31 protein-coding genes and 1 pseudogene are annotated in these 25,511 nt (G+C 65.4%); 17 read left to right on the top strand and 15 right to left on the bottom strand.

What is annotated here, in order from left to right; translation table 11 throughout:
* The first annotated feature begins 105 nt into the window (after positions 1–105).
* Entirely contained in the window at positions 106–366 is a 261-nt protein-coding gene (locus tag AB4Z55_RS14220) for a hypothetical protein (protein WP_248642666.1), read from the top strand.
* Between the two features lie 53 nt (positions 367–419).
* Here AB4Z55_RS14220 and AB4Z55_RS14215 read toward each other — a convergent pair whose 3' ends face one another.
* Entirely contained in the window at positions 420–1,034 is a 615-nt protein-coding gene (locus tag AB4Z55_RS14215) for a hypothetical protein (protein ID WP_248642668.1), read from the bottom strand.
* Between the two features lie 221 nt (positions 1,035–1,255).
* On the opposite strand from AB4Z55_RS14215, the gene AB4Z55_RS14210 reads away from it, so the two are divergent.
* Entirely contained in the window at positions 1,256–2,200 is a 945-nt protein-coding gene (locus AB4Z55_RS14210) for an NADP-dependent oxidoreductase (protein ID WP_248642670.1), read from the top strand.
* Between the two features lie 29 nt (positions 2,201–2,229).
* Here AB4Z55_RS14210 and AB4Z55_RS14205 read toward each other — a convergent pair whose 3' ends face one another.
* A complete protein-coding gene (locus AB4Z55_RS14205; RefSeq protein WP_248642671.1) occupies positions 2,230–2,727 on the bottom strand; it encodes a hypothetical protein in 498 nt (165 codons plus the stop codon).
* Between the two features lie 160 nt (positions 2,728–2,887).
* On the opposite strand from AB4Z55_RS14205, the gene AB4Z55_RS14200 reads away from it, so the two are divergent.
* The 3 genes from AB4Z55_RS14200 (at position 2,888) to AB4Z55_RS14190 (ending at position 6,485) form a co-directional block, all read left to right on the top strand.
* Positions 2,888–3,355 (top strand): hypothetical protein, encoded by a 468-nt coding sequence (locus tag AB4Z55_RS14200; RefSeq protein WP_064570179.1) that lies wholly within the window; start codon positions 2,888–2,890, stop codon positions 3,353–3,355.
* 545 nt (positions 3,356–3,900) lie between these two features.
* Positions 3,901–4,857 carry an adenylate/guanylate cyclase domain-containing protein gene (locus AB4Z55_RS14195; protein WP_369519939.1) on the top strand — a complete coding sequence of 319 codons (957 nt, stop codon included), beginning with the start codon at positions 3,901–3,903 and terminating at the stop codon, positions 4,855–4,857.
* Between the two features lie 465 nt (positions 4,858–5,322).
* Positions 5,323–6,485 (top strand): IS3 family transposase gene (locus AB4Z55_RS14190; RefSeq protein ID WP_369519938.1). Its coding sequence is split into 2 segments (ribosomal slippage): positions 5,323–5,607 and positions 5,610–6,485, totalling 1,161 coding nucleotides; the frame shifts between segments, so codons are not numbered across the junction.
* 342 nt (positions 6,486–6,827) lie between these two features.
* Here the strand turns inward: AB4Z55_RS14190 and AB4Z55_RS14185 are convergent.
* Entirely contained in the window at positions 6,828–7,112 is a 285-nt protein-coding gene (locus AB4Z55_RS14185; protein WP_369519937.1) for a carboxymuconolactone decarboxylase family protein, read from the bottom strand.
* A gap of 148 nt (positions 7,113–7,260) precedes the next feature.
* Here AB4Z55_RS14185 and istA point away from each other — a divergent pair, with 148 nt between their 5' ends.
* Together istA and AB4Z55_RS14175 are read left to right on the top strand one after the other, a co-directional pair.
* Complete coding sequence (gene istA / locus AB4Z55_RS14180) at positions 7,261–8,886, top strand: IS21 family transposase (protein ID WP_354563582.1); 1,626 nt, start codon at positions 7,261–7,263, stop codon at positions 8,884–8,886.
* Complete coding sequence (locus AB4Z55_RS14175; RefSeq protein ID WP_369519010.1) at positions 8,886–9,677, top strand: ATP-binding protein; 792 nt, start codon at positions 8,886–8,888, stop codon at positions 9,675–9,677. The genes istA and AB4Z55_RS14175 overlap by 1 nt, the downstream gene beginning before the upstream one ends.
* Before the next feature lie 21 nt (positions 9,678–9,698).
* Here AB4Z55_RS14175 and AB4Z55_RS14170 read toward each other — a convergent pair whose 3' ends face one another.
* A complete protein-coding gene (locus AB4Z55_RS14170) occupies positions 9,699–9,926 on the bottom strand; it encodes a carboxymuconolactone decarboxylase family protein (RefSeq protein ID WP_369519936.1) in 228 nt (75 codons plus the stop codon).
* Between the two features lie 130 nt (positions 9,927–10,056).
* Between AB4Z55_RS14170 and AB4Z55_RS14165 the strand changes: the two genes are divergently transcribed.
* A complete protein-coding gene (locus AB4Z55_RS14165; protein WP_239399013.1) occupies positions 10,057–10,530 on the top strand; it encodes an Rrf2 family transcriptional regulator in 474 nt (157 codons plus the stop codon).
* Positions 10,531–10,778: 248 nt separating this feature from the next.
* On the opposite strand, the gene AB4Z55_RS14160 is transcribed toward AB4Z55_RS14165, so the two are convergent.
* From AB4Z55_RS14160 to AB4Z55_RS14140, 5 genes are all read right to left on the bottom strand, one after another.
* Positions 10,779–11,087, bottom strand: coding sequence for a hypothetical protein (locus AB4Z55_RS14160; RefSeq protein WP_369521017.1), 309 nt, complete (start codon positions 11,085–11,087; stop codon positions 10,779–10,781).
* Positions 11,088–11,262: 175 nt separating this feature from the next.
* Positions 11,263–12,156 (bottom strand): SGNH/GDSL hydrolase family protein, encoded by an 894-nt coding sequence (locus AB4Z55_RS14155; protein ID WP_369519935.1) that lies wholly within the window; start codon positions 12,154–12,156, stop codon positions 11,263–11,265.
* Positions 12,157–12,314: 158 nt separating this feature from the next.
* A complete protein-coding gene (locus tag AB4Z55_RS14150) occupies positions 12,315–12,695 on the bottom strand; it encodes an SRPBCC family protein (RefSeq protein WP_004018650.1) in 381 nt (126 codons plus the stop codon).
* Between the two features lie 314 nt (positions 12,696–13,009).
* Positions 13,010–13,915: an RNA polymerase sigma factor SigJ gene (sigJ, locus tag AB4Z55_RS14145; protein WP_369519934.1), complete on the bottom strand. Its 906-nt coding sequence runs from the start codon at positions 13,913–13,915 to the stop codon at positions 13,010–13,012.
* Positions 13,916–13,944: 29 nt separating this feature from the next.
* Positions 13,945–15,159, bottom strand: coding sequence for an NAD(P)/FAD-dependent oxidoreductase (locus AB4Z55_RS14140; RefSeq protein WP_369519933.1), 1,215 nt, complete (start codon positions 15,157–15,159; stop codon positions 13,945–13,947).
* Between the two features lie 85 nt (positions 15,160–15,244).
* Here AB4Z55_RS14140 and AB4Z55_RS14135 point away from each other — a divergent pair.
* A pseudogene (locus AB4Z55_RS14135) lies at positions 15,245–15,904 on the top strand (DUF3500 domain-containing protein); the annotation flags it as partial.
* A gap of 55 nt (positions 15,905–15,959) precedes the next feature.
* Here AB4Z55_RS14135 and AB4Z55_RS14130 read toward each other — a convergent pair.
* Entirely contained in the window at positions 15,960–16,796 is an 837-nt protein-coding gene (locus AB4Z55_RS14130) for a DUF4436 family protein (RefSeq protein ID WP_369519932.1), read from the bottom strand.
* Between the two features lie 240 nt (positions 16,797–17,036).
* Between AB4Z55_RS14130 and AB4Z55_RS14125 the strand changes: the two genes are divergently transcribed.
* Positions 17,037–17,339, top strand: a complete 303-nt coding sequence (locus tag AB4Z55_RS14125; RefSeq protein ID WP_248642688.1) for a hypothetical protein — start codon at positions 17,037–17,039, stop codon at positions 17,337–17,339.
* Between the two features lie 212 nt (positions 17,340–17,551).
* Here the strand turns inward: AB4Z55_RS14125 and AB4Z55_RS14120 are convergent, their stop codons facing one another.
* The gene (locus AB4Z55_RS14120) at positions 17,552–17,995 is read right to left on the bottom strand and encodes a DUF1801 domain-containing protein (RefSeq protein ID WP_369519931.1); all 444 of its coding nucleotides are present in this window, start codon (positions 17,993–17,995) and stop codon (positions 17,552–17,554) included.
* Positions 17,996–18,174: 179 nt separating this feature from the next.
* On the opposite strand from AB4Z55_RS14120, the gene AB4Z55_RS14115 reads away from it, so the two are divergent.
* Together AB4Z55_RS14115 and AB4Z55_RS14110 are read left to right on the top strand one after the other, a co-directional pair.
* Positions 18,175–18,696, top strand: coding sequence for a DoxX family protein (locus tag AB4Z55_RS14115; RefSeq protein WP_369519930.1), 522 nt, complete (start codon positions 18,175–18,177; stop codon positions 18,694–18,696).
* Between the two features lie 134 nt (positions 18,697–18,830).
* Positions 18,831–19,271, top strand: coding sequence for an SRPBCC domain-containing protein (locus tag AB4Z55_RS14110; RefSeq protein WP_004018658.1), 441 nt, complete (start codon positions 18,831–18,833; stop codon positions 19,269–19,271).
* A gap of 63 nt (positions 19,272–19,334) precedes the next feature.
* Here AB4Z55_RS14110 and AB4Z55_RS14105 read toward each other — a convergent pair whose 3' ends face one another.
* Positions 19,335–20,222, bottom strand: coding sequence for a DUF5996 family protein (locus AB4Z55_RS14105; RefSeq protein ID WP_101823131.1), 888 nt, complete (start codon positions 20,220–20,222; stop codon positions 19,335–19,337).
* A gap of 193 nt (positions 20,223–20,415) precedes the next feature.
* Here AB4Z55_RS14105 and AB4Z55_RS14100 point away from each other — a divergent pair, with 193 nt between their 5' ends.
* A complete protein-coding gene (locus AB4Z55_RS14100) occupies positions 20,416–20,763 on the top strand; it encodes a hypothetical protein (RefSeq protein WP_369519929.1) in 348 nt (115 codons plus the stop codon).
* A 73-nt stretch (positions 20,764–20,836) separates the two neighbouring features.
* On the opposite strand, the gene AB4Z55_RS14095 is transcribed toward AB4Z55_RS14100, so the two are convergent.
* Positions 20,837–21,412 carry a TetR/AcrR family transcriptional regulator gene (locus AB4Z55_RS14095; RefSeq protein WP_248642693.1) on the bottom strand — a complete coding sequence of 192 codons (576 nt, stop codon included), beginning with the start codon at positions 21,410–21,412 and terminating at the stop codon, positions 20,837–20,839.
* A gap of 22 nt (positions 21,413–21,434) precedes the next feature.
* On the opposite strand from AB4Z55_RS14095, the gene AB4Z55_RS14090 reads away from it, so the two are divergent.
* The 3 genes from AB4Z55_RS14090 (at position 21,435) to AB4Z55_RS14080 (ending at position 23,912) form a co-directional block, all read left to right on the top strand.
* Positions 21,435–22,295 carry an SDR family NAD(P)-dependent oxidoreductase gene (locus tag AB4Z55_RS14090; protein ID WP_369519928.1) on the top strand — a complete coding sequence of 287 codons (861 nt, stop codon included), beginning with the start codon at positions 21,435–21,437 and terminating at the stop codon, positions 22,293–22,295.
* A 138-nt stretch (positions 22,296–22,433) separates the two neighbouring features.
* Positions 22,434–23,273: a PE-PPE domain-containing protein gene (locus tag AB4Z55_RS14085; RefSeq protein ID WP_004018663.1), complete on the top strand. Its 840-nt coding sequence runs from the start codon at positions 22,434–22,436 to the stop codon at positions 23,271–23,273.
* Between the two features lie 105 nt (positions 23,274–23,378).
* Entirely contained in the window at positions 23,379–23,912 is a 534-nt protein-coding gene (locus AB4Z55_RS14080; protein ID WP_004018664.1) for a hypothetical protein, read from the top strand.
* A 128-nt stretch (positions 23,913–24,040) separates the two neighbouring features.
* On the opposite strand, the gene AB4Z55_RS14075 is transcribed toward AB4Z55_RS14080, so the two are convergent.
* Complete coding sequence (locus AB4Z55_RS14075; protein WP_239399042.1) at positions 24,041–24,490, bottom strand: GNAT family N-acetyltransferase; 450 nt, start codon at positions 24,488–24,490, stop codon at positions 24,041–24,043.
* Between the two features lie 168 nt (positions 24,491–24,658).
* Here AB4Z55_RS14075 and AB4Z55_RS14070 point away from each other — a divergent pair, with 168 nt between their 5' ends.
* Positions 24,659–24,952 (top strand): hypothetical protein, encoded by a 294-nt coding sequence (locus tag AB4Z55_RS14070; RefSeq protein WP_101822705.1) that lies wholly within the window; start codon positions 24,659–24,661, stop codon positions 24,950–24,952.
* 15 nt (positions 24,953–24,967) lie between these two features.
* Here the strand turns inward: AB4Z55_RS14070 and AB4Z55_RS14065 are convergent, their stop codons facing one another.
* Positions 24,968–25,483, bottom strand: a complete 516-nt coding sequence (locus tag AB4Z55_RS14065) for a MarR family winged helix-turn-helix transcriptional regulator (RefSeq protein WP_248642697.1) — start codon at positions 25,481–25,483, stop codon at positions 24,968–24,970.
* Between the last annotated feature and the right edge of the window lie 28 nt (positions 25,484–25,511).

The raw sequence follows: 25,511 nt of genomic DNA, 5'->3' as shown, positions 1-25,511 counted from the left end.
CACCCTGTTATCTGTGGCACCATGAAACCCGGCCTGCGACGACTCCGCTCCGGCGGTGCGCGAAGCGGCCCTGTTATCTGTGGCAAGCAGGCCAGGGAGGTCACAATGTTGCCGTCCGGGATCACCGTCCGCGCCGCCGGCGACAGCTTCCTCGACTCGATCCACTCCCCGAACACCCGCCGCTCCTACGCCATCGCCGTCGACAAGACCACCGCCACGCTCGGCGAGACCCGGCCGCTGGCCAACGTCGCCGACGACGAGATCGGCGAAACCCTCGAAACCCTGTGGGGCTCCTCAGCAGTCCATCAAGCTGATCATTCTCGTCGTGATCGTGTCACTGTGGCGGTGAGGGCGCGAATCGGGTGATTCATCTCCTGCTCACCGCTTTTCGGATCGCAACGGTCCGGGCACGTGGACCCTCAGGCCGGCTCCAGGGCCCGCTTGGCCTTCTCCAGTGCGGCGAGCGTTCGCAACACCGAATCGCGCTTGGCGGTCAAGTCGGACACCTTGGCCTTCCCGCTCAGGCCGGAATCCGCCTGGGCGACGGCCAGCCGTTCCTCGATTTCGGTGAGCTGCCCCAACAAGGACTGGGCGCGGCTCATCAGCTCCGCACGGTCGGGTCGGGAGACCCCCGCCGTCCGGGCGCTTCCGGCCCCGACGTTCTTGGCGTTGGACGACGTCGGGTTTCCGCTCGCCTTCGTGGTGGTGGATGCCGGTCGTGCGACGCCCCGCTGCCCGGACCGGGCGCGCCGTGGGGGCTGTGTGCGGGTCCCATTCAGCACTGCCCAGGCATCACGGGCGGCCACCCGGTGGTCGCGTTCTTCGTCGTCGTCGGACGTCAGGGACGCGCCCAGGGGTCGCAGACCATAGAAGCCGACGAACTCGCGAGCCGCCGCGATGGTCTGTTCTGCTTCGCGACAGCGCCCGCACCGCGGTTCGCCGCGGAGTTCTGCGATGTCGTCGCTGGATGAGCACCACACACAGGCACGGGCAGTGGGATCGGTCACGAGGGCGTCAGCAGCAGCGAGATTCACGGGTGAATACACTACGGCACAATGTCTTTCACACTGAAACCGGGCTTCGTCCCACGGCTCCGGATCGGGCTTGCACTGGTAGTTCCCACGTCGGACCACATTTTCACGCCCGCCGAAGGCGGGCACGTCTGGTCGCCCGGGCCGATCTCCACGACGTGTGGCGTCGGCGGACACCGCAGGGTTCTCGGAATCATTCCGCCGAGCCACCCGTTGGTGCCAGCATGCGAGCAATCACTTACGACCGCTTCGGCGGTCCCGATGTCCTGGAACTGACCGATCTCCCCACGCCCAAGGTCGGTCCCGACTCCGTGCTGGTGCGCGTGCGGGCCTCGAGTGTGAACCCGGTGGACTGGAAGGTCCGCGAAGGCTACCTCGCCGAGATCATGGATACCGTGTTCCCGGTCGTCCCGGGCTGGGATGTCGCCGGTGTGGTCGAGCAGGTCGGCTTGGACACGCCCGAGTTCGAGGTCGGCGACGAGGTGTTCGGTTATGTGCGCAAAGACGTGGTCGGTGGGGAAGTGGCGGGTGGTACGTTCGCCGAGCTGGTCGCCGCTCCGGTACGGACGCTCGCGCACAAGCCGTCTGGCTGGTCGTTCGAGGAGGCCGCGGCGGTTCCGCTCGCCGGCCTGACCGCCTACCAGACGATCCGCCGCGCGGGCGTGCAGTCAGGGCACACCGTCTTGGTGCATGCCGCTGCCGGCGGCGTCGGATCGTTCGCGGTGCAGATCGCACGGTCGCTCGGCGCACGGGTGATCGGCACCGCCTCCGACTCCAACCACGAGTTCCTTCGAACGCTGGGCGCCGAACCCATCACCTACGGCGACGGTCTGGCCGACCGTGTCCGCGCACTCGAATCCGAGGGGGTCGACGTGGTCCTCGACTACGTCGGTGGTGACGCGCTCGACTCGGTCGGCGATGTGCTGCGCGACGGCGGCACCGTCGCCTCCATCACCGACGCACGGGCGCGAGACGAGTTCGGGGGCCACTATGTATGGGTACGGCCCGATTCAGCGGATCTCGCCGAGCTGGCCCGACTCGGCGAGGCCGGCAGCCTCACGCCCGAGATCGCCGAGGTGTTCGAACTGGCCGACGCCGCCGGCGCCCACGAACGCAGCGAGTCCGGTCACGTACGCGGCAAAATCGTCGTACGCGTCGCGACCGACTGACAGCGCGGGTGACCCCTGGTGACCACCGATCAGGGCATCTCCATCGTCTGGGCACGACGGATCTCCTGCACAGCTCGGGTCAAGTACGCCGTCGGGTCGACCCCTGCACGTGCGGCGAGGTCGGTGATGACCACCAGTGCAGCAGCGGTGGTCTCGGTGTCCAGTGGGCCGGCGGACGACATCGCATCGGAGCCGGCTGTGTCGCCCACCCCCAGGGCACCGGTCAGCACCAGCGCGATGCCTGCGGGACTGACAGCAGGGTTCCACGAGGCGGCAGCACGGCTCGTGGAGGTGATCACCTCGGACACATCGTCGCCGGTCAGCCCATCCGGAAAGACGGTTTCGAGCAACTCACGCAGCATGAGCGCGTGCACCTCACGCGACTCGGGCTGCAGCGCAAGAGAATCAGCCGCGGCACCGAACGCTTCCGACTCGTGGGCGCGCGCAGCATGGAGGGCGTGATCGGTGGCCTGCGTGACCCTGTCCGCTATCGGCGACCGGTCGGAGTGTGATTCGTTGTGAGGCATGGGAACTACTCTTCCTGTGTGTCCGGTGGCAAATAACCCGGAAATGTACGAGGACGGTCACCCCAGGTGACACTCCACAGGGCACCGGCCACAACGGGAGTTCTCCACACCGGCGTCCGACCTCCGGGCACGAGCCGGTTCCCCTGTCAGTATTCCGCACATGGGAATTCGCTACTACGCCTACCCGTTGCAGCCAGGCGATGTGAACGAGGCTCGACGCAATCCGTATCCGTTCCTCTCGCCGGACCCGCTGATCGATGCATGGGGACCTGAGGAAGACCGCCCCCGGATGCTGTATCTCGACAAGGCGTGGCGAGAGCTCCAGCACGTCTTCGCCGTGACCGACGGCCGGTTGCAACCGCGGATCTCCTTGGAGCTCGTCAAAGGAAACGTGACCCCGGTGGGGCCGTACGGCGGTCATGTCGGGTTCGTGCACGTGCTGTCTCCCGATGTGGTCAAAGAGGTTGCGGAAGACATCGTCATGGTTGAGCCGATCGTGGAGACCGACATCATCGAGGCAGTGCCGTACTCGAACGCCGACTACGCCAACTCGTTTCTCCGTGAGGCACAAGACTTCATGGTCGCCCTCGCGGACGATGGCCTGGGACTGGTCTACACAATTCGATGAGGCGACCGGTGGCGTAGCCCAGCCGCGCGACTCCGTTCCCATCATTTCGTCACGGGTGACGAAATGTACTGACGCCATTGCGCATTGGCAACGGGCACACCTCGAGGCGGGATGGGTTCCACAGCGTGCTGCCTGCGAGGCAGCCACGCGCAACGGGTGCCAATGGTGATGGTGACAGGTTCGTCGCTGTCGCCGCCGCCTAACGCCGATCCCGGAGAAGTGACGGGAGCCGATCGCTGGGCTGCCATGGCGACGGGACGCTGGCGATGAGCCTGCTTGGTTACCCGCGGCGCAGAGCCGAGTCCTCGTGCCTGCTTCGACCCGGCTTCCTTCTGTGCCGATAAGATACATTATGTCAAGTAAAGCCCCGCATCTCGCATCAGCTGCATCAGGCTGGCCGCCCCTCACTGTCGGGTGACGGCGAGACGCAGGCACAGGTCGCTGTGGTCGAAGACGGGCCGGATGACGCCCGCGGTGCGGGCACGGTGTCACCGAGGACGCGGCGGTGTCGGTCTCGCGATGAGCGGGGCCACTAGACTCAAGGCGTGACCGGAGCCGACGACTCGACACGTGACCGCGGCCGCGACGGTCTCCCGGATGATCCCGGTCCGACCGACAACGATGCGACATCCGCAGCGGACGGCCCGGACGAACCCTCCTCAGCGAACGATAGGACCGGTGGGTCGACCCGTCGTCGGGGCGACCGGCTTCCCGTCCGACGCGACGATCCCGACCGTCCCGGACCCGGGCGCCGGATGGCCGACCTGCTGGCCCGCACCGACTCCAGCGCCGGGGTCGTCAAGGCGGCTCGCGCCGCACGAGATCTGATCCCGCACAACGAGAACCCGATCACCGGGCCGCGTGCATCCGACCGCGTGGCACGCCTCATCAGCGAGTCCCGGCCCGAGAAACCCAGTGCCATACGAGAGCTCGGCCTCGCATCGGTCCAGGTGTGGCAGGCGTTGGTGACCACACGACGTCGTCGATCCGATCGCACCCCAGTCCCCGCCACCATCTTGTTCACCGATCTCGTCGGATTCTCGACGTGGGCCCTGCATGCCGGAGACGACCAGGTCCTCCGACTCCTGCGCGACGTCAACGACGTCACCGAGAACATCGTGCGCAGCCGCGGCGGACGCATCGTCAAACATCTCGGCGACGGGACGATGGCCGTGTTCGTCGACGGTGTCGAGGCGATCGAGGCAGGTCACGAGGTGATCGTCGCCGTGAGTGCCCTGACGGTCGGGGGCTACCGGCCACAGCTGCGAGCCGGTCTCCACACCGGCGAACCGCGGGCGGTCGGTGACGATTTCCTCGGTGTCGATGTGAACGTCGCCGCTCGGGTCGCGGCAGCCGCGGGAGCCGGTGAGCTGTTGGCCAGCGGAGCGACCGTCGAGGCCGCCGGCGCCGATCGGTATGCCACTCGTCGCCGGCGATTCCGCGCCAAGGGGGTACCGCGCGACATCGAGGTGTTCGCCGTCGTGCCCCGCTACTCCGACTGATCGATCCCCGACCTCATGAAGGTCCGACAGTCGAATCCTTGGATCGCGACCAACAAACCTCACGTCAGACAGTACCGAGAACCGTTCTCCCCCAGCCTCATCGAGGTGCCAATCATCCCCTCATGCCACCTACCGTTAGAGGGAGCCCGCCAGCGGTACGAGGCCACCCCACCACGGCCTGTTCGCGACGGCCGGGACGGTCAATACTTCCGCCCAGTCGCTGGCGACGGATAGATTGTGGGCTGTGCTGCTAGCTGAGGCCGGACTGTCCGAATGTGCGCGCGATGCTGCGTGCAGCGCGGACTTCAACCGGCCGTTCTACTTCGCCTTCGCGATGCTCGTCCTGTTTTCCGTCTGGAGCACTCTGGCGATGTTTGCGACAGTCGACGTCATCAGTCGGGACTGCTGCACGAATAGGTGACATCTGATCTGGCTTGCCTTCGAGCGGTCGGGAAGGATGTAGCTGTGCCCAAGCCGTACCCCCAGGAGTTCCGAGACGATGTGATCCGGGTGGCTCGTGATCGTGGCGAAGGAGTCACGATCGAGCAAGTCGCCAACGACTTCGGTGTGCACCCGATGACGCTGCACAAGTGGATGCGACGCGCGAATATTGATGAGGGCCGCAGCCCTGGCGTGACCTCGACCGAGTCCGCTGAACTGCGCGAGGCCCGTAAGCGGATCCGCCTGCTTGAGCAGGAGAACGAGGTGCTGCGTCGAGCGGCGGCGTATCTGTCGCAGGCGAACCTGCCGGGAAAAGGCTCTACCCGCTCGTGAAAGAGCTCGCCGCCGACGGGATTGCCGTGGCGGTGTCGTGTCGGGTACTTCAGCTCTCGCGCCAGCCCTACTACCGGTGGCTGACCAGCCCGGTCACCAATGCCGAGCTGGCCGCGGCGTATCGGGCGAATGCCCTGTTCGAAGCCCACCGTGAGGACCCAGAGTTCGGTTACCGATTCTTGGCCGGCGAGGCCGCCACGACCGTCGGAGCAATGTGCGAGCGGACCGCGTGGCGGATCTGCCGCGACAACGCCTGGTGGTCGGTGTTCGGCAAGAAACGAGGTCGTAACGGCCGACGATCCGGGCCGCCGGTCCACGACGATCTGGTCCAGCGCGACTTCACCGCCGAGGAGCCAAATCGGTTGTGGCTCACTGATATCACCGAGCATCACACCGGTGAGGGCAAGCTCTATCTGTGTGCGATCAAGGACGTGCACTCCGGGCGGATCGTCGGCTACAGCATCGATTCGCGGATGAAGTCCCGACTGGCCGTGGCGGCGTTGCACAGCGCGGCGGCTCGTCGTGGTGAGGTGGCCGGCTGCATCGTTCACTCGGATCGAGGGTCGCAGTTCCGATCGCGAAAATTCGTACACGCCTTGAACACTCATGGACTCACGGGGTCGATGGGCAAGGTCGGAGCGTGCGGGGACAACGCAGCTATGGAGAGCTTCTTCGCGCTGCTGCAACGCAACGTGCTCGACCGCCAACGCTGGGACACCCGTGAACAGCTACGGATCGCAATCGTCACCTGGATCGAACGGACCTACCACCGCCGGCGACGGCAAGTCCGCCTCGGCCGGTTGACGCCTGTCGAGTTCGAAGCAATGATCAACACAGCCGCTGCCGCGGCATGACACCCAACCTGTCCCCTATTCGTGCAGCAGTCCCGTCGTCATCTCGGCCTGCGACGCAGCGTGACATGGCTTGGCGTCGTCTGGGTCGTTCCGATCGTCGGCGCGGCCACGTGGCGGTTGAGCCGGTCGCGATGGCTGATTCGTCAGTGGCGCGGCGACGGTTCTGTCAGCTCGACGTCCGTCTGAGCCGGCCCAAGCTACGACGGGACCTCATCGCCGCCCCGCCTCGATTGCAACTGTAAACACAATCGCGTCGCCCGCAGCCAGTACGTCAGACGCGCACCTGCCCGCGTTCAGAAACCATCCCGCGAGGAGCTGGACCGTTGGACGGTTCCCATGCCCCTAGGGCGCCACGGGATAGTGGCTCGCGATGGCGATCCGGTTCCACCCGTTGATCGCCACGGCAAGCCATGTGACGGCAGCCACCTGCTGTGGCGACAACGCTTGCTCGACGTCTATTGCCGGCGGGGCGGCAGTGTGCTCGTCACCAATGCGGGTGACTTGCTCTGCCAGCGTGAGAGCCGCCTGCTCTTCGCTGGTGAAGTACTGAGACTCCCACCATGCAGGCAAGACCGCGAGCCTATCGGCGGTCTCCCCCTTCTGGATCGCATCTCTGTCATTTGCCACGGTGAAGGGACCGCTGTGAGCTGATTTTTGCCATGTGGATGGGACCACCTGGATTGCCAGTTATGGGACCACCGGCGCGTTGCGCTGGTGGTCTCTTGTTTTGTCAGTTGACTCGGCCGTGACGAGCAGTCATGGAAGGGGCGGCGGCATGGGCTATCGGGAGGTTGCTGTGGAAGAGATCAGAGAAGTCCTGCGGTTGTGGCTGGGTCTGGCGGTGGGGTTACCGTCGCCGGGTCTACGCACGATCGCCGCGCATGCGGGGGTGGACCGCAAAACGGTGCGTCGCTACGTCGTGGCCGCGCAGGCAGCTGGTGTGACGCGCGAGTCAGGGGCGGCGGGGCTCACCGATGAGGTGATCGGTCAGATCGTCGCTGCGGTCCGTCCGGCCCGCCCGAACGGGCATGGGCAGTCCTGGGAGCTGTTGGTGCCGTTCACCACGCAGATCAAGGCCTGGGTGGCCGGGTCGGACGACGCGAAACCGTTGACGGTGACCAAGATTCACGAATTGTTGGGCCGTCGAGGCTGTGTGGTGCCCTACCGGACGTTGGTGCGGTTCGCTACCGAGGAGTGCGGGTACCGGCGCACGGCGACGACGGTACGGGTCGCCGATGGTGAGCCGGGGGTGGAGTGCCAACTCGACTTCGGCTATCTGGGGATGCTCACTGACCCGCAGACGGGCCGGCGCCGCAAGGTGCACGCGCTGGTGCTCACGGCGGTGTATTCGCGGCACACATTCGTGTGGCTGACGTATTCGCAGACGCTAGCCGCGGTGATCGCCGGCTGCGAGGCGGCGTGGGAGTTCTTCGGCGGCGTGTTCGCGGTCCTGATCCCGGATAACATGAAAGCGATTGTCACTCAGGCGCATAAGCTGGAACCTCAACTCGGTCGCGGATGGCTCGACTATGCCCAGCATGCCGGATTCGTCACCGACACCGCCCGGGTACGCACCCCGACCGATAAACCACGGGTGGAACGCACGATCCATTTCGTGCAGAACAACTTCTGGGCCGGCGAGAACTTCACCAGCCTGTCCGAGGCGCAAGACGCGGCCCAGGTGTGGTGTGCCGATCGGGCCGGCCTGCGGGTGCACGGCACCACCGCGATGGCGCCGGCGCTCGTGTTCGCCGCCGACGAAGCTGCCCTGCTGTTACCGGTACCGGCCGCCTATGATGTGCCGATCTTCAAACAGGTGAAGGTACACAGAGACTTTCACGCCTCAGTCGGCAAGGCGTTGTACTCGCTGCCCGAAACGTGGATCGGCACCGTCCTCGACGTGCGCGCCGACAGCCAGAGCGTGAAGTTCTATCACCGCGGGCAGTTGGTCAAACAGCACCCTCGCCAGGCGCCGGGCGGGCGCAGCACCGATGCCAACGACTACCCTGCGGACAAGAGTGCGTACGCGATGCGCAACATCACCGCCCAACTCGACAGTTGTGACCGTCATGGCCCGAATATCGGAATCTACGCCGCCCGCCTGGTCGACGACCCGCAGCCGTGGTCACGGATGCGGTCGGTCTACGCGCTGATCGGGCTGGTCAGCCGCTACGGGCCCGGTCCGGTCGATACCGCATGCGCCACCGCGTTGGCCCTCGACGTGATCTCGGTGCCCAAGATCGGCTCCATGCTCGCCCGCGCCACCGAGAAGTCCACTCCGGCCCTGCCCGCCGCTGCCGGCCAGTCACCGACCCGATTCTCCCGCGACCCAGCCGAATACGCGACCACCCCAACGCAACTCACCCTCATCATCACCGATGCCGACAGTGAGGACAACTGATGACGACCCGACCGACGACTCCCGAACCGCTCGGCGCCGACATGATCGGCATGCTCAAAACGCTCAAGCTCGGTGCGCTCGCCGACACGCTGCCCGCCCGCGCCGCCCTGGCCCGACAGCACAAAACCTCCCACCTCGGGTTCCTCGAACAGCTACTCGCCGATGAAGTTTCCCGACGCGAATCCAGCTCAGCAGCACGACGATCAGCCAAAGCCGGTCTCGACCCGGCCATGCGCATCGAGGGCTGGGAAGCCACCGACGACCTCCGCTATGACCGCACCCTCCTCGAGGACCTGACCGCACTCCGCTTCCTCGACGCCGGGCACTCCGTCATCCTCCTCGGCCCCGTCGGAGTCGGCAAAACACATCTAGCAAATGCACTGGGCCACATGGCCATCGGACGCCGGCGCTCGGTCGTTTTCGGACGTGCGGACAAACTGTTCCACCGCCTCAAAGCCGCCCGCCTCGACAACAGCGTCGACGCCGAACTCCGCCGCCTGACTGCCGTCGACATCCTGATCATCGACGACTTCGCACTCCGCGCGCTCGACGCCACCGAAACCAACGATTTCTACGAACTCGTCGTCGAACGCCAAACCAAGACCACCATCATCACCTCCAACCGAGAGCCCGCCGAATGGCTCACCATGACCGCCGACGCTCTGCTCACCCAATCGGCCATCGACCGCCTCACCTCGCGCGCCCACACCCTCGTCATCGAAGGCCCGTCCTACCGGCAACGCGACCGCACTCGTCTTGACGGCCGACACCACGACGAGCATCCTCAATAACGCGCCACGGTGGTCCCATCCTCATGGCAACACGGCGGTCCCATAGCCGTGGCAAATGACAGCATCTCTGGTGTGCATCCGTAGACAGAATCCGCATCCATTGAGCTGAGACACTCGAATCTTGATCAGCTCGACCAGCGTGGCTGAGAGACCTGCGGCCTCTCCTGCCTCTTCGGCGCTCTTGTCGAACGCCAGAAATGCTTCATACGGGGCACTGAACTGCTTACTGATATTCACGTGCGGCAACATGCGAACTTCTTCCTGGCCCACCTCGGGCGTGACTCAAGCGAGCCACGGCTCGCTGTGGTTATCTCGGACAGTTTGTGTCCGAGATCAGGATACTCGGATTCCACCTGTCTGGGTCAAGTAGCGTAGAGACATGAAGTTGTCTGGAGGCATCGAATGGGCGGTGCACTGCTGTGTGGTGCTCTCCGGCGTCACCGCCCCGGTGCCCGCCGCGCGACTGGCTGAGTTTCATGATGTGTCGGGGACCTACTTAGCCAAACAACTTCAGAGCCTCTCTCGCGCCGGACTCGTGCAGTCGGTGCAGGGTAAAGCCGGCGGTTACGTGCTGACCCGGGCGCCGGCGGAGATCACGCTTCTTGATGTCGTTGAGGCGATCGACGGTTCCCAGTCCTCGTTCACATGCACAGAGATCCGACAGCGCGGCCCGTTGGCAGCCTCGCCGAGCGACTGCACCCGCCCCTGCCCGATCGCGCGGGCGATGTACGCGGCCGACAGCGCCTGGCGCGCATCGCTGCGTGAGATCACCATTGCCGATCTGGTGACAGAGGTCGATTCGGATGGGGACGTACTCTCGCCGGTGCGAGCTTGGTTGACCGGGACGCGGTAATCGCAGCCCTTGCAGCGATCTGAGGGCGAGTCGTCGGCACAGCCGGCGTGAGCCGAAGCGGCGAACCGATCGCGTCACTCACGGCCCTGGCCGACCCACAGCTCCTAGAAGTGCAATTCCGCGATCTGGGCCCGTTACTCAGGTGTTGTGTCTCCCCTACCGGTTGGGTCTCGGATGCATATCTCCTGCCGTGACTACCGCTCCTACGCCGAAGCGCTGTCGGACATCGGCAACTGACCCGGCTGGCCCTACTGGCCGTAGGTGTATCGCAGGTTGGCGTTGATCAGGGTGCCGATACGTTGGCAGAGGTGACGCAGTTGGCGATCATCCGGTGCGGGCTGGTCGGTGAGCAGCGTCCACCGCAGATCGGTACCACTGCGCCCACCGCTCAGATCGAAGACCACCTGAGCGTCCGGCCGTTTCGTCCACAACGACGACCACACCACCCGCGTGGGCCGCGCCGACTCGAGGACGGTGGGCGCAACCTCGTCGTCAAGCAGGTGGAGCCACGGCCGTGACGGCTGCCTGTTCGGGCTCACGAGATCATCGAAGATCACATGCGGCGGCGCCGGCTGGTTCTTCTCTTTCGACGCAACAGTTTCCACACGGCAAGCCTCGCAACGACTCACGGGGCGTTGCAACCGCTTTATCAAGGGAACGTGGATACAAGGTTTGTGAGGCCCCCGGTATTGAAGGCAGCGATGATCACCTTGACTCACAGCGGTCAGGTCCTCAGCGCAGCGCGGCCACGACCTGATCGGCCATCGCCTGCTGGCCACGAACGTTGGCGTGCATCGCCGGGAAGCTGACAGCTCCCAACGTCGGCTCCACCCACCGCCGATCGCCCGCGCAGGCATCGTGACCGGCGGAGACCTTGGTCATGTCGACAAAGGTCGCGTGAGTGGTCGCGGCGGCTCGGCGCATGGCGTCGTTGAGAGCCGCAAAAGCCCGGTGCAGATATGCGGTGTCTCCGGGTGCCGTGAGCAGCGACGCCGAGCAGAGCACATTCCCGGCGGCCGGGAAGATCTGCGGATACCCGACGAGCATGACGCGGGCGCGCGGCGCGGCGCGGTCGATGTCACGCAAAGCGTTCACCAGGGCGGGGTAGGTCGAGGAATTGATCTTGTCCACCAACGAGGTACCGAACTCATCGCGGCACGGGGCGGCCGACAGCGGCGCGGACATCCAGGCCTGCTGGCAGGCCGAGGTCGAGTCGTTGAACAGACCGTTGTTGTTCGCGCCGATCGTCAGAGTGACCAAACGGGTGGCCGGTCCCACCGCGTTGATCTGCGGTCCCTGCCATCGGTATTGCGATTGGGTCAGGTGCTCGGTCGTCGCCCCCGCGCAACTGACGTCGGCGACCGGGGTCCCGCGTCGCTTGGCGACCAGGCTGGAGTAGTTGACCAGCGAGTTCGAACAGAAGGTTGCCGCCCGCGTCGCCTGAGGGAACACTGCTGCGCCCGCGCTGTAGCTGTCACCGAGATTCACGTACGGGTACCCGTCCGCTGCATGAGCCCCGCCGGCCTGGGCGAGTCCGCCGACGAGGGCGACGGCGGTGGCCACCGCGGCCTGCACGGTTCGGATGCCGAGGCGTCGGCGAGGGCTGCGGCCGTACGACAAAGGCATTCGATAGCTCCGGATCATGGTGCTCGAGTTACTCAAGTTACTGATGGTGTTTATGATACTTTAACACTACCGTGTCGACGAACCCGCCCCGTCTGCGCGTGGTCACGAGCGCGGCAACAAACAGTGCTGGGAAGAGCGGGAATCACCGACCGGAAACGTCAGTCCCCCAGTCCTGAAGCGATCCGTTCGATCCGCGGCAATGCGATTGCCAGTACCGGCAGGTAGGCCACCGCCCAGGCCGGCGCGCCGAAGCTGAGAACGCAGCCACCCGCCACCGGGATCACCTCGTGTCGTGTCGCGTTCACGCCGGCCACCTTCCAGGCCCACGACCGTCCATCGACGAACTCGGTGATCTCAAAGGGCAGGGGCACCCCCGCGATGGTCGTGATCGTGCCGCGTGTCCCCGACGCCAACTCGACGTCACCATCCACACGTGCGCCGACGACCGTGGGCCCCCATGACGGCCAGGCCTGCACATCGGTGATCGTGGCCCACACCGCCTCCGGGGGCAGGTTCGTCCGCAAGTCAGTGGTGGGCATGCCACGCCGCAACCCAGCCCGAACTCTCAGCGCCGACCGCAGCGGGGTGTGAGTCACCGAACGTCCGACCCCTCGGAGAGGCACTCCCAGGTCCGCTCATCAGCTCGTGGCACTCCCACCCATCCCGGTTGATCCGGAATACCGTGGCCGAACGCGTTTCGCATCATCGACCCATCGTCGCAGAAGGATCCCGGCCCGGCACCCATGGACCTGATCCCGCGACAGCACACCATCGGTGGATACAGCAGTCGAGCCCGCCGTGGTCCAGCTGTGTCGAACCGTGCAGGTGAGAATGGATATGCCCCGGCCGGAACTCACCGTGCGATGGTTCGCGGCTCCTCGACCCCACCGAGCTTGTCCGGATTGCGCATTGCGTAGATCTGTTCGATCACGCCGTCGACAATGTGAAACGTGAAGACGCCCTGCAGCTTTCCGTCGAAGTACACGATCATGCCCGGTTCGTGATTAAACAGGGCCACCTCGGCACGATAGTCGTCAATCGTCGTCCCCAACCGCGCGAAGCCGGCGAGCAGGCGTGCCACCGGCAACGAGCCCTGGATGGGCCGCTTCACCGCCGTCGCCTTTCCGTCGCTGTCGGCGGTGAACACGACGTCGGGTGAGAGCAGCGCGATGAGCGACTCGATCTGCCCCGACTGCGCGGCGTCGAGGAACTCCTCGACAACCGCTCTGGCCCGTTGCGCGTCGACCGGGTCGAAACGGGGCCGCCGTGACTCGACATGCGACCGGGCGCGGTGCGCGATCTGGCGCACCGTGGCCGGAGGTTTCGAGACCATCGACCCGATCTCGATGTAGGAGAAGCCGAAGACCTCGCGCAGCACGAACACCGCACGCTCGTCGGGACTCAGCGACTCCAGCACCACCAGCATCGCCGTGGACACCGACTCGGCGAGTACGACGTCGTCGGCGAGGTCACGATCGTCGAGCAGGATCGGCTCCGGAAGCCACGGGCCGACGTACTCCTCACGACGCCGCGAGCGAGACCGCAGCGCATTGAGCGCCTGGCGTGTGACGATCTTCGCGAGGTAGGCCTTCGGATCGACCACATCGGCGTCATCGACCTCCGCCCACCTCAGGTAGCTCTCCTGCAGGACGTCGTCCGCGTCGGCCGCGGACCCGACGATCTCGTACGCGACGGTGAACAGCAGCGGCCGGAGGTCGGCGAACCGAGCTGCGCGACGGTCGGATTCGCCGTGTGCCATGGACACCCCCTTCTCCGTCCGTTCGCTGGTCATCGCCCTGCCGGTTCAGGCTCGACGGCCGTTGCCTTCGCGCCGCTGAACCAGCTGAACCTACCGGGTCGCGCGGCCTCACGCCGGATGTTCGCCACGGTCTGACGGCAGACCAACTCCTTGGTCAAGGCCGCGAGGCGACCTGTCACCACGGCACGCGTCGGCGCATCGTCACGGCGCGTGAACTGCAGAGTGGCCGCGTGTCGGCCGATGCTGGCACACTGCGCGACGAAGCCCTGATCGACGGCGGTCGGCTGCTCACCGTCGATCCTCGCAAGCACCGCGTCAGCGGCCTGAGCGCCCAGCGGCTCGGCGGCCTGGCAGCTCATCCGCAACGAGATCCCCTCGACCGCAACCGCATCACCGGCGCCGACCACCCGATCGTCGTCGATGCTGCCCAGCGTTACGTCGGCGCGGAGACGGCCGATCTCGTCGGTCGCCAGGCCGCTGGCGGCTGCGAGTTCCGGAGCCTCGAAGCCGGTGGCGAGAATCGTTGCCGTGCTGGGAAGTACGGTGTGTTCGCCGTCGAGATCGACGGTGACGGTCCGCTCCCCTATCTCGACCACGCGTCCCTGATCCACGACATCGACACCGAGTCGGTGCAGCTGCTTCTCCGTGGCGCGCCGGGCCCGGCCGCCCACCGAGGTCGCGATCCCTCCGCCGCCGACCAGCCGGACGTCGTGTCCGCTCTCGGCGAGTTCTGCTGCGACTTCGATCCCGGTGAGCCCCCCACCGATGACAGTGACCGTCTCGTGCGCCCCCAGACTCCCGACGCGTTCCCGGATGCGTTGTGCACTCGCCCAATCGGCGATGAACAGAGCATGTTCCGCTGCACCTGCGATGTCCGGGGTGCGGTGCCGGCTCCCGATCGCGTAGATCAGGTAGTCGTAGTCGAGGTGTGCGCCCGACGCCAGATGAACCCGACGCCCGCCGGTGTCGATGAGCGTGGCGGTGTCGACGACAACCCGAATGTCGTCGACCAGCATGCCGTCGAGTCCGACCTGGGGATCGCCGGTCCCCGACGCAAACTGGTGAAGCCGGATGCGCTGCACGAAGAACGGCTGCGGGTTCACGATCGTGACGTCAACGAAGGGGTTGCGCCGAAGCCTGTTGGCCGCCATCGCGCCGGCGTAGCCCGCGCCGAGGACGACCACGCGTGGCCGTTGCGCGTCGACCCGCTCGTCGTCGATCCGTGTGATGCCGGTGGTGTTCATGATCCTGCCTTTCGTCGATGTTCGAAGTGCTCTCACCCTCAAGACACCGACGGCATCGGGAATGTGACAGCCGTCGACCGCGACATCGACCTCTGCGTCGTCTGCGGCCACCACCCAGGACACGGCCACGACCGCTGCGACGATCACGTCGTCCGTTCAAGCGGCTCAGGCGTTCCTGACCACCCTGACCGACGAACAGCGTGAGCAGGTCACCTACGACTACGACGACGAAACCAAGACGACGTCATGGTCGACCTTTCCGGTCACCCTCGTCGACCGCGCGGGCGTGAATCTCGCCGATCTGAGCGATGAACAGCGGACCGCCGCACTGAGAGTTCTCGATGCACTGCTGAGCGACGAGGGGTACGCCACAGTCACCGGAATCATGGGCGGCGACGAGTACACCGCCGGCGACGGCACCGAGGTTCAACAGATCGCGGCATCTCTCGACGAGACCTACGTCAACTGGTCCGGAGCCACCACCTACGACATGACCCAGGGTGACGGAATCTACTTCCAGATCTCCGGCCCCGATGTATACATCGAGTTCGCCGCGCAGCAAGGTTCGGCCGGCGCCGATGTCGACGGTGTCACGACGTCGGGCTGGGGACACGTCCACACGATCTACCGTGACCCGACTGGCGACTACGCCGGCAGCGTCACCCAGCAGGCCGCCACCGGAATGGGTTCGGGCGGTCCCGGCGGCGGCCAGCCTCCCGTCGGTGCAGGACCTACCAGGGGCTAGCCCGAGCCGCCGGAATCCGGATCGACATCGGCCCGAAGATTCGGGTGGTTCCTGCTCACGGAGCCTGCTTCCACCACGCGATGACATACAGCGCGAGCGATGCGACGAGACCGCCGAGGACCCAGAGCACCACCGAGTAGTCGACCCACGACCCGAACGGAGGCGATCCGGGGAAGATGTTGCGCAGCGGGAGCACGGCGAACAGCATCACCGCGAACCAGGTGACCATCGGGGGTTGAAATGCCTTGCGACGCCGCACGGTTTGAATGGAGACGAAGAGAGTGCAGATCGGTAAGACGACCAGCATCACGCACAACGCGAGATCGAACGTCAGGGATCCGGCCGTCCTCGACGACGTGATCGTGAACGCCTGCCCACCGGCGTAGTCGCTGTCGGCCGCTCCGACGTGCCAGCCGATCAGTGAGTCGGTGACAGCGACCTCCGTCGGCAATTCCACGTCACCCGGGCCGTACGCCTGAACGGTGACCGAATCCGACACGTAGCTGTCGAATGGCCACAGTCGGATGTCACCATCGCTGTACATCGTCACCGGGAGGGTGCCCGGCCGCGTACCCGCAGAGAACTTGAGTTCGGTCGACGACGTCAGCGGTGAGACGTCGATCGTCACATCCTCGTCGAGGTCACCACGCGCATCGAGCAGATCGTCCCCGGCATAGACCGTGATGTGACCGCCGATTTCGAAGGCGCCACCGTTCACGGCGTCGACGTCGATGTACACGAGTACCCCGTTCGCCGCGGGTTTCCGTGTGTCCGAATCATCGCCGGAATCGCCGGCGGCATAGACCGCCAGAACGGCGACGTACAGAATCAACAGACCGACAACGATCGCCAGACCCTTGACCCACGCCTTGTGCTCACCGGCTTGCGCCATCCGCCAGCCTCCACGATCGTCGTCGTTCGGCGGCCGCGGATCAGGCGCCGGTTGGCGGTGAGTGTATCGGCAACTCTCAGGAGCCGACGATCGATCCGGAAACGTCCGCCGTGGTGGCGTCGAGATGCTGCGATTCTGTGCCCATGTGTCCCATGCCGACCAGATCACGCCCACCGTGGGTCCCGGCCGACCGATACTGAATCCCGTCCAGATCACCTTCACCGAACGCGAGGAGAACCGATGTCGATCAGCGAGCCCGCGGGCGGCCGCGGCACATTCTTCGGCGACCCGATATCGATCGATGAGCGCACCACGATGATCCCCGTGTCGCGCAGCGGGTTCCGCGGTCGACCGGTTGCGATCGGCGCCTATACGGTGACCGATGGCGCGACGACCTGGACCCCGGCAGTCGACGGCGGCCGGGTAGCCCTCATCGGGGTGATCACCGGCCTCGTCGCAGCAGCACTGGGATCAGCCGCGGTCCTGCGGCAACCGCCTTGGCCTCGCATGACCATCGAACAAGGCCATCGCCCCGGCCACTGATCACCGACGAGCTTCGTTCGACACGAGTTCGACTTCGGCGCACCGACGTTCGACCACCACGTCATCCGCCCGCGAAAACCGTGCGGCCCCGCGCCCAGGTCCGCCACAGCAGCCAGATCGTGAACCCGTTCGTCAGCACGAAGCCGACGAAAGGTATCGACGAACGTATTTCGGGTCCGTGTCATCTGCTCACCCGTGAGTCGCTGTACGCCTCAACCCTCGTGGGTTGCACGCGTCTCCGCCAGAGATCGCTCGAGAAGCGTTCGCAACACCGCACGATCCACGTCGTCGAGGCGGGTCAGATGCAGGCACGACTTTCCTACTCGGTTCTTTCCGAGCGTCTCGACGAGATCTGGCCACCGGGTCGCGAAATCGCTCACCAGGTAGATGGTGTGATTCTTGGGCCCTGTTGCGAAGGCGAGTTCGGGTGCCCGGCCGCAGTGTCCGCTGGCGTACCGGTACTCGTATTCGCCGAAGCCGACCATCCGGCCGGCCCACACCACGGGCTCCCTCCCGGTGACCTCCGACAACAACGAGAGCAGTTCGTCGGCCTCACCTCGACGCGGACCAACCGCCCGGTCGAGTGCTTCCCCGATCGGTACCGCCGACGGACTCATCGTCGGCGCTGGGCCTCGGGCACGCTTGTTGTCGTTCACGGCAACCACTTCCAGTTCGATCGTCAGCGAATCGACTGTCCATCACTCCCCTCCGTCGGAGCGACCTCCCCCGTGAATCGACGATTCGCCCGGTCATCCCACCGGACCACGAGCGTAACCCCTGTGATGTGAGTCGCTACCCAGATCGTAAAGCGGCACGCCCGTGCAATAGTTAGGCAATGCTTGCCTCAACTGAGAGTGCCGGTCCGTGGTTGATCGGCGTCTATCGCATGGTCATCGGTTTCCTTTTCTTCTGTCATGGGACGACAACGCTGTGGGCGTGGCCGATCGAACCGTACGGTGGCGCGACTGCGGAGTTCGGCGCTTGGCCATCCTGGTGGGCCGCCGCGATCCAAGTGGTCGGCGGTTTGCTGATCATGATCGGCGTGGGAACCCGGGTTGCCGCCTTCGTCAGCGCGGGAAGCATGGCAGTCGCATATTTCTGGAAGCACCAGGGCGATGGCCTGCTGCCGGTTCAAAACGACGGCGAGTCCTCGGCGCTCTTCTGCTGGGCGCTCCTGATCCTGGTCGTGATCGGGCCCGGAAAGCTGGCTGTGCAGCCTGTGCTCGATCGTCTACGCGGTCGAGCGACACCCGCGAACACGACCGGCTCGGGCACTGTTCCACGGCACCCGAGCCATCCATGGCTCAGCACTGAGACGCGGACCCGACAGCTACGGCCTGCAACGGTCTCGGTGTGACCGCTTGCGCACCTCCGCGGCTGCGGGCGCCGATGAGTTCTGACCATCCCGAGGGTCTGCCTCGGTGCGGACAATGTCGTCCGCACCGAGGCACCGATGTCCGCGGACGTCGACGACCAGAAGGAAGGTTCACGATGACCGACACCACCGGGGCTACCCTCACCTACACTTTCGCCGCTTCACCCGACGCCGTCTTCGACGCGTGGACGACACCTGAGCTCTTTGCGACCTGGTTCGGAGGCGGAGCGAACGAGGTGCCCGTCGACTCGGTCACGCTCGACGCCCGCCCCGGAGGCACCTGGACGGCAACGATGATCGTCAGCGACGACATGCCCGAATTCCACTGGCGCGGCGAGTACATCGAGGTTCATCGACCGACCAGGCTCGTCCTGACGATGACCGACGAACCCGGGGACGCGCGTGAACGCCTCACCGCCGACTTTCTCGCCGTCGACGCCGGCACCGAGGTCCGATTCGGTCAGACGGGCGGGAACCTCACGGACGAGCAGTACGAGTACGCCGCCGCCGGATGGCGCGCGGCGTTCGAGACGCTGGACGCATTGTTGGGCGAGTAACCGGGCGCCGTCAGGACTCGGTCGACGACGCCGAGGTCCGAGCAACTCCGGGACCGGTCGCGCTCACTCCCAGCCGGCGGTCTCGGCCGCCGCCTGGTGAGTTTGGCGAAGGAATTTCAGCACCACGGCGTCCGGATCCGGCGCTTGGCGAACGAGGTGATACGGCAGGACGTACTCCCCCAGCGCGGCATCCCAGTGCGCCGGGGCCTCCACCGCAGGGTGGGTGTCGTATCCCTCGGGATGCGGATACGCGTAGGCGTAAAAGGCACCTTCTTCGGCGCCTCCCGGCCAGTATCCCGCGCTCGACACCTCGTCGCTGTAGGCCTCGTGCATGACCCAGTCGGGACAGTTCGGAACCCCGCCGGGATGCTGCGGCGCGCTCCGCCCCGAAAAACGAGTGACCGCCAGATCGAAAGCGCCCCAGAAGAAATGCACAGGCGACGACTTACCTCTGAACTCACCACGGAACGTCGACAACACCCGCTGAGCGCTGACGAGCGACCACCAGAACCTCGTCATGGCTTGCGGGTCGTAGGACGAGTGGACTGTGTCCTCTGCGAACGGGGTGGCGTCAGGCAGTTCGACGGGGGTCCCGACGATGTCGATGTCGAAACCGAGGTCGGTCAGGTGGCCGGTGTATTCGGCGTAGAAGTCGGCCACCGTCCGCGGTTCGAGCTTCATCCGACGAGTGGATCCGTCGGTGACCAGGAAGACCAACTCGTGGTCCACGAAATCGAAGCGGATCTCGAGCCCGCGAGTTCCGACGGCCATCAGCGACGTGGTGAGTCCACGCCCGTCGACATACAGCGGCACCCCCCACCAGTGATTGATCTCGGGACCGAGAGCGAGACGCGTCTTACCGACGATCTGGGTCCACAACTGCACCGTGTCCCTGGTGTCGCTCCACGAATCAACCGGTAGCGCGGGCCAGGCCTCGTATTGGGTTTCCATGACTCCATGATCCCGAACGCGTCAACTCGACGAGCGCTCCGCAAGACGCGGCGGGATCGGCGATCGTCTTCCTCGGTCCGCCGACGTCGCCTCATGCCTGTGGAGACTCGGCGCGTGTCGATCGACAAACCCCATACCCTGTCGACATCGAAGCGCCCGTCAACTCGGTGCGCTACACCGTGAGGAGGACAAGGTGCCGCGCATAACCCTTGGTGCGATTCTCGTTCTGGTCGCGATCGGAAGCGCGATGATCGTCGCCCTGCTCGGGGCACCCGACTGGTTGATCGTCGTCGTACTCACTGGACTCTGCGTGTCCGCCCTCGTGCTTCCCACTGCGATCCGAGAATTCAGGCCGGATCCGCAGCGCGCTGCCGGCCGGCCAGATTTCGAGGATTCCGAGAGTCCCCGTCCGACTCCGGCGCACCAACGCCGCAGTGCCCAGGGTTCCGATTCGTCCTCGAGTTGGTCCGGCTTCGACGGCGGGTGGTCGGGTGACGGCGGTTCCGACTCATCCGGCGGCAGCTCGAGTGGCGGCGAGTGACTGACGGTTGAGTCAGATTCAGCACGACGTCGAGTTCGCGGATGGCCGGTGAGGTGTCGGGGACCGAACTACTTCAGCGAGGGTGCTGGATCGCCTCGACCAACTGCCGGCAGTGACGGGTGACGTCGGCGGCGGTCAGGTCATGATGCTCTGTCCACCAGTCGATCACCGCGGAGACGACGCTGAACCAGCACGCGAGCAACAGCGAATGCGTCTCCGACGACATCGGACCAGACCGCACCGACAGGACCTCGGCCACCCCTTGTGAACCCAGTGCGTTGAGCGCCTGCTGGTAGTGGCGCGTTCGATCATGTGCGGCGCTCGGCTTGGGCGGGGTGAAATCGTAGAGCACCCGCCATTTCTCGGTACCGCCGTCGAGCGCCTCGACGATCGCTGTCAATGTCGCCAGAGCGCGCAGCTGGGCCCCCTGCACCTGTTGCGCAGCGGTCACCGCCTCGACGAGTTGCTCCCCCGCCCGCTGAACGCACGCCGCGTGCAGACCATCGCGCGACCCGAAGTAGGTGTAGATCAACGGCTTCGAGATACCTGCCGTCGCCGCTATGTCGACCAGGGAGGCGTTTGCGTAACCGCGTAGAGTCAACGCCGCTGTCACGTCGTCGGCACGGGTGCGCGATGGTCGACTCGGCACCGTGAACAGAGGAGGAGATCCGATGAGCAGGATCGGCACCGAGCTGCAAGCAGTCCTCGGCCGGAGCGTCGGGATGGCGCTACAACGCCGCACGCTGCTACCCCGCGTGGTTTCCGAGGCGATCGCCGGTGACGGGCGCGATGTCCAGGGGCTGACGGTGGTGGTGACCGGCGCATCGGCAGGGATCGGGCGGGAATCGGTGCGGCAGCTCACCGCCCGCGGCGCGCACGTGATAGCCGTCGCACGACGCCGACAGGAACTGATCGAACTGTCCGAGGAGACAGGTTGTGACCACACACTCTGCGACCTCTCCGACGAGGTGTCGACCGCGGCGTTGATCGACGAACTTCGCAGTGAACCGATCGACGTGCTGGTCAACAACGCAGGCCATTCGATCCGTCGGACGATCCTCGACTCCACCGACCGGCTCCACGACTACCAGCGCACCATGCGTCTCAACTACCTCACCCCCGTTCAACTGTCGCTCGGCCTGTTGCCGGACATGGTCGACCGTCGGTCAGGACATATCGTCAACGTGTGCACGTGGGGCATCATGGCGAACACCTTTCCCAGGTTCTCTGCATACGCCGCGTCGAAGAGTGCGCTGGCCATCTTCGGCCGTAGCCTCAACGCAGAGAATCCCCATCCACAGATTCGGGCCACGAACGTCTACTTCCCCCTCGTGCGAACCGAGATGATCGCTCCCACAGCCGCTTACGACAACACCCCGGCACTCACCGTCGAGGAAGCCGGGCGGTGGATCGTCCGCGCGATCACCCATCGTCCGACCTCGGTGGCGCCGGCAGCTGTACGCACGCTGCTGCCTGTCATCGACTATCTCGCACCGACGGCCGCCGACAGGGCGATTGCATCGCTCACCTGACGGCCCGTCGTCAACGGTTCACGGGTGCTCCACGTATCGGAGATTCGTTCACATACGGACCGCCGTCCCTATTTCTGATCGTCCTGCGGCCATTTATCCATGTGATAGACAGTGTCGAGACCGTGAGGCGGCGAATCGATGACGAAGCGATATCTGCGGACCATTCTAGTGCTCATTCTGGCGGCCGGGATCGGACAATGGTCACCGGTCGCCGGTGCAGTCCCGGATCCGGGCGGCGCGACCGTCCTGACGCTCGACCCTGCGTTCCGTTCCCTGCCGATGAATTGGCTGCGCGGCGAGTTGTTCGCATCACCGAATCGCGTCGTGAAGGTGCCCTACAACAACTTCCCCGGCGCGACGAACACCCACCGCGGGCGGGACAAGCTCAACGAGATGCTGCACGAGATCCCGGGCCGGAAGATCGTAGTGGGTCACAGTCAGGGTGCGCAGGTTCAAGACGATTGGCTGCGCACCTATGGGCCCACGAGCGACATCGACCCCGCGACAGTGATGTTCGTACTCACCGGTGATCTCGAATCCAAATACAACGGATGCGCCAATCAAGGCGGCTGCCGAGCAGACTATGGCGGAAACAACTTCCCCGACAACACCCGATACACCGTCAAGATCGTTGCGAGGCAGTACGACTACTGGGCCGACGCACCCAACCGCGATCTGATGACCGACGCCGCTCGTCGAAACCACAGCGCGTCGAATTCTGTTGGCGGACAGGGTGAAGGCCGTCCCGTGCACAACGACTACAGCATGATCGGACTCCACGATCCGGCCAACAAGACCTTCGTCGAGGGCAATGCCACGTACATCCTCGGGTCTCCGGCCACCTACTATCTGCCGATGGTCACCCAGATGTGGACCACTGCAGCCCGCAAGGCGACCGAGGACGCCCGACTCCGCCCAGAGGTCGAGAAGGCCTACGACCGGCCGATGGGGGCGCCACCGGCAACCTCGGGTACCTGAACCGCTCCTCGTGTCGCGAGAATTAGGCGGAAACCGAGCTCGAAACGGACGCCGACATCTACCATCAGGTGCACCAACCGGACGATGTGGTGAAAGAGGACCGGCATGAAAAAGACTCTGAATTCTCTGTCAGAGAGCGAATATCTCCTCGTCCGGGAGACCAAGAAGTCGCAGATGGCCGGGCTCGACGAGGACGGTTTGATCGACCTCCACTCCCGCATCCGGCGCGCTCGGAACAAACACGTCACCTTGTACCGACGAGCTGGGGCCGAGAAGGTCAAGGCCAAAGGCGGACGCGGGAGCGCCAAGGCAGCGAATGTCCGGAACGCCGCCAAAGCGGAGGTGTTCGAGGACGCCCTGAGCCGGGTGAGTAGGCGATTGGCCCGGGTTTCCCGCGACGCGGCCCTCGAGCTGAAGGCCGAGCGATTGGCACGCGCACGGACCGAGAACCCGGCACCATCCACGGACGGCGGCAAGCCCCGCAAGAACAAGAACGACAGCAAGGGCAAGGTCGCCTCGTCGGGACGAATCCGTACCGACGACACCCGCGACTCGCCAGGCCGCAAGAAGTACGAGGCGTCGACCATCGCGGCCGGCGCACGCCGCCAGACCAAGAAGGACCGCCGACACGACTCCTGACCCCGGCGGCAAACGTCGGCCCGGCCCGTCGCAGCGCTCAGCGAGGACCGATTCGCGACCCATGTGCCCGCGAAGGGACGCAGTCTCGACCAGGTGGTCGAACACATCGGAAACAGCGCGCAGTGTCGCTATGGAACCGCGCGGCGGCGCAGGTGTAGAAGCGGGAACGGCCGGCCATCCGAGTCGACCGGCGAACGCCCCACCTGGTCGAAACCTCTGCGCCGATAGAATTCCACGGCACCCGGATTCTGCTCGTTGACGTCGAGCTCGTCGATGCCCACGCGTTCCACCGCATGATCGAGCAGCACCGTGCCGATGCCCCGGCCGTGGGCGGCAGAATCGACGAACAGCATCTCGAGCCGGTTGTCGGCTGTCCCGCTGAAGCCGACGATGACTCCACCGACCTCAGCGACGACCAATTCCACCGCGGGGAAGAAATCCCGCGCGAGTCGACTGGCAAAGCCGTCGATGTCAGCGGGAGTCAGAAAGTGGTGCGTTGCCTCGACCGCAGAGCGCCACACGGCCACCAGTCGGTCCGTGTCCGCGCCGTCGGCCTGTCGGAGCCTCACCTCAGCCATACGTCATCAAGGGGGATCTCGGTCCACGGGTCGGTGAATGCACGCCCGGCACAGTAGTAGGCACGGGTCCCGATGGACAAGGGTATTTCGATCTCGCACAAACCCCGGCGTCGACGTCCCCGGCGGATATCGTGATCACGACACATCCGCAGGGACAAGGGGTATCACGTGCTCGAGATCCATGGTCTGTCGAATGAAACGGTCGTGCTCGACGGGGAGTGGTTCGAGAAGCTCCGGGGCGGCACCTCCAAGACACGGTTGCCGGCGGCGTCGTTCGTGTCTGCCGAGGTCACGGAGACCGATCGGCGGAAAAAGTTGTTCGGCGGCGAACGGGAACAACTCCTCCAGGTGACCCTCACCTTCTCGCGTCCGCCGTTCGTCGGGCTGATGACATCGGCGGAGAACCGGGCGAAGGTCGACGCTCTCGTGGCCGGCCTCGAAGCCGCACGCGACGCGGGCTGAGTCCAGCCTCGCCCGTCATGATGATCCTGCGGTCCGATCCTGTTGCGCTCGAATCAGTTCGAGCAGCAACCGACGAAGTTGTGATTCCGATTCACCGATGGACGCGATCAACGCCGGATCGGTTCGCTCTCGCTCGAGGAGTGCGTGATAGACCTCGGTCCCGGCCGGAGTCGAGCTCACATGTTTACGCCGCTCGTCGTCGGGATCGACCTGCCGGCGCACATAACCCATGCGTTCGAGTCGTTCGATGGTGCGGCTCGCCGTCTGATCCGTCACCCGCGCCTTCCTGGCGATCTCCCGCTGAGTGGCAGGCCCCGTACTCACCACATGCAGAACGACGAGTCCGGCGCTGGAGATGTCGTACTCCCGCAGCACCGCCTCCCACGCGTGTTCGACCATTCTCGCCGCCGCTGACAGCAGCCGACCCGTCGGCCAGCCGTCCATCCCGTCGTTCCCGTTGTCCACCGCGTCCTGCCGATTCTCTACGTCACACTCCACAGACTTGCAATTGTTCAGCCTGCTGAACATCATGGTGCTGTCCCGCGTCAGCCGCAACCAA

The sequence above is a fragment of the Gordonia sp. ABKF26 genome (assembly GCF_041103195.1).
Taxonomy (GTDB): Bacteria; Actinomycetota; Actinomycetes; order Mycobacteriales; family Mycobacteriaceae; genus Gordonia; species Gordonia terrae.
This window is presented reverse-complemented; position numbering and strand designations above follow the sequence as displayed.

Coding starts and splice junctions, on each gene's coding strand:
- AB4Z55_RS14220 (WP_248642666.1), top strand. CDS start 106: ATGTTGCCGTCCGGGATCACCGTCCGCGCCGCCGGCGACAGCTTCCTC.
- AB4Z55_RS14210 (WP_248642670.1), top strand. CDS start 1,256: ATGCGAGCAATCACTTACGACCGCTTCGGCGGTCCCGATGTCCTGGAA.
- AB4Z55_RS14205 (WP_248642671.1), bottom strand. CDS start 2,727: ATGCCTCACAACGAATCACACTCCGACCGGTCGCCGATAGCGGACAGG.
- AB4Z55_RS14200 (WP_064570179.1), top strand. CDS start 2,888: ATGGGAATTCGCTACTACGCCTACCCGTTGCAGCCAGGCGATGTGAAC.
- istA (WP_354563582.1), top strand. CDS start 7,261: ATGGGCTATCGGGAGGTTGCTGTGGAAGAGATCAGAGAAGTCCTGCGG.
- AB4Z55_RS14175 (WP_369519010.1), top strand. CDS start 8,886: ATGACGACCCGACCGACGACTCCCGAACCGCTCGGCGCCGACATGATC.
- AB4Z55_RS14170 (WP_369519936.1), bottom strand. CDS start 9,926: ATGTTGCCGCACGTGAATATCAGTAAGCAGTTCAGTGCCCCGTATGAA.
- AB4Z55_RS14165 (WP_239399013.1), top strand. CDS start 10,057: ATGAAGTTGTCTGGAGGCATCGAATGGGCGGTGCACTGCTGTGTGGTG.
- AB4Z55_RS14155 (WP_369519935.1), bottom strand. CDS start 12,156: ATGCCTTTGTCGTACGGCCGCAGCCCTCGCCGACGCCTCGGCATCCGA.
- AB4Z55_RS14150 (WP_004018650.1), bottom strand. CDS start 12,695: ATGCCCACCACTGACTTGCGGACGAACCTGCCCCCGGAGGCGGTGTGG.
- sigJ (WP_369519934.1), bottom strand. CDS start 13,915: ATGGCACACGGCGAATCCGACCGTCGCGCAGCTCGGTTCGCCGACCTC.
- AB4Z55_RS14140 (WP_369519933.1), bottom strand. CDS start 15,159: ATGAACACCACCGGCATCACACGGATCGACGACGAGCGGGTCGACGCG.
- AB4Z55_RS14130 (WP_369519932.1), bottom strand. CDS start 16,796: ATGGCGCAAGCCGGTGAGCACAAGGCGTGGGTCAAGGGTCTGGCGATC.
- AB4Z55_RS14125 (WP_248642688.1), top strand. CDS start 17,037: ATGTCGATCAGCGAGCCCGCGGGCGGCCGCGGCACATTCTTCGGCGAC.
- AB4Z55_RS14115 (WP_369519930.1), top strand. CDS start 18,175: ATGCTTGCCTCAACTGAGAGTGCCGGTCCGTGGTTGATCGGCGTCTAT.
- AB4Z55_RS14110 (WP_004018658.1), top strand. CDS start 18,831: ATGACCGACACCACCGGGGCTACCCTCACCTACACTTTCGCCGCTTCA.
- AB4Z55_RS14105 (WP_101823131.1), bottom strand. CDS start 20,222: ATGGAAACCCAATACGAGGCCTGGCCCGCGCTACCGGTTGATTCGTGG.
- AB4Z55_RS14090 (WP_369519928.1), top strand. CDS start 21,435: ATGAGCAGGATCGGCACCGAGCTGCAAGCAGTCCTCGGCCGGAGCGTC.
- AB4Z55_RS14085 (WP_004018663.1), top strand. CDS start 22,434: ATGACGAAGCGATATCTGCGGACCATTCTAGTGCTCATTCTGGCGGCC.
- AB4Z55_RS14080 (WP_004018664.1), top strand. CDS start 23,379: ATGAAAAAGACTCTGAATTCTCTGTCAGAGAGCGAATATCTCCTCGTC.
- AB4Z55_RS14075 (WP_239399042.1), bottom strand. CDS start 24,490: ATGGCTGAGGTGAGGCTCCGACAGGCCGACGGCGCGGACACGGACCGA.
- AB4Z55_RS14065 (WP_248642697.1), bottom strand. CDS start 25,483: ATGATGTTCAGCAGGCTGAACAATTGCAAGTCTGTGGAGTGTGACGTA.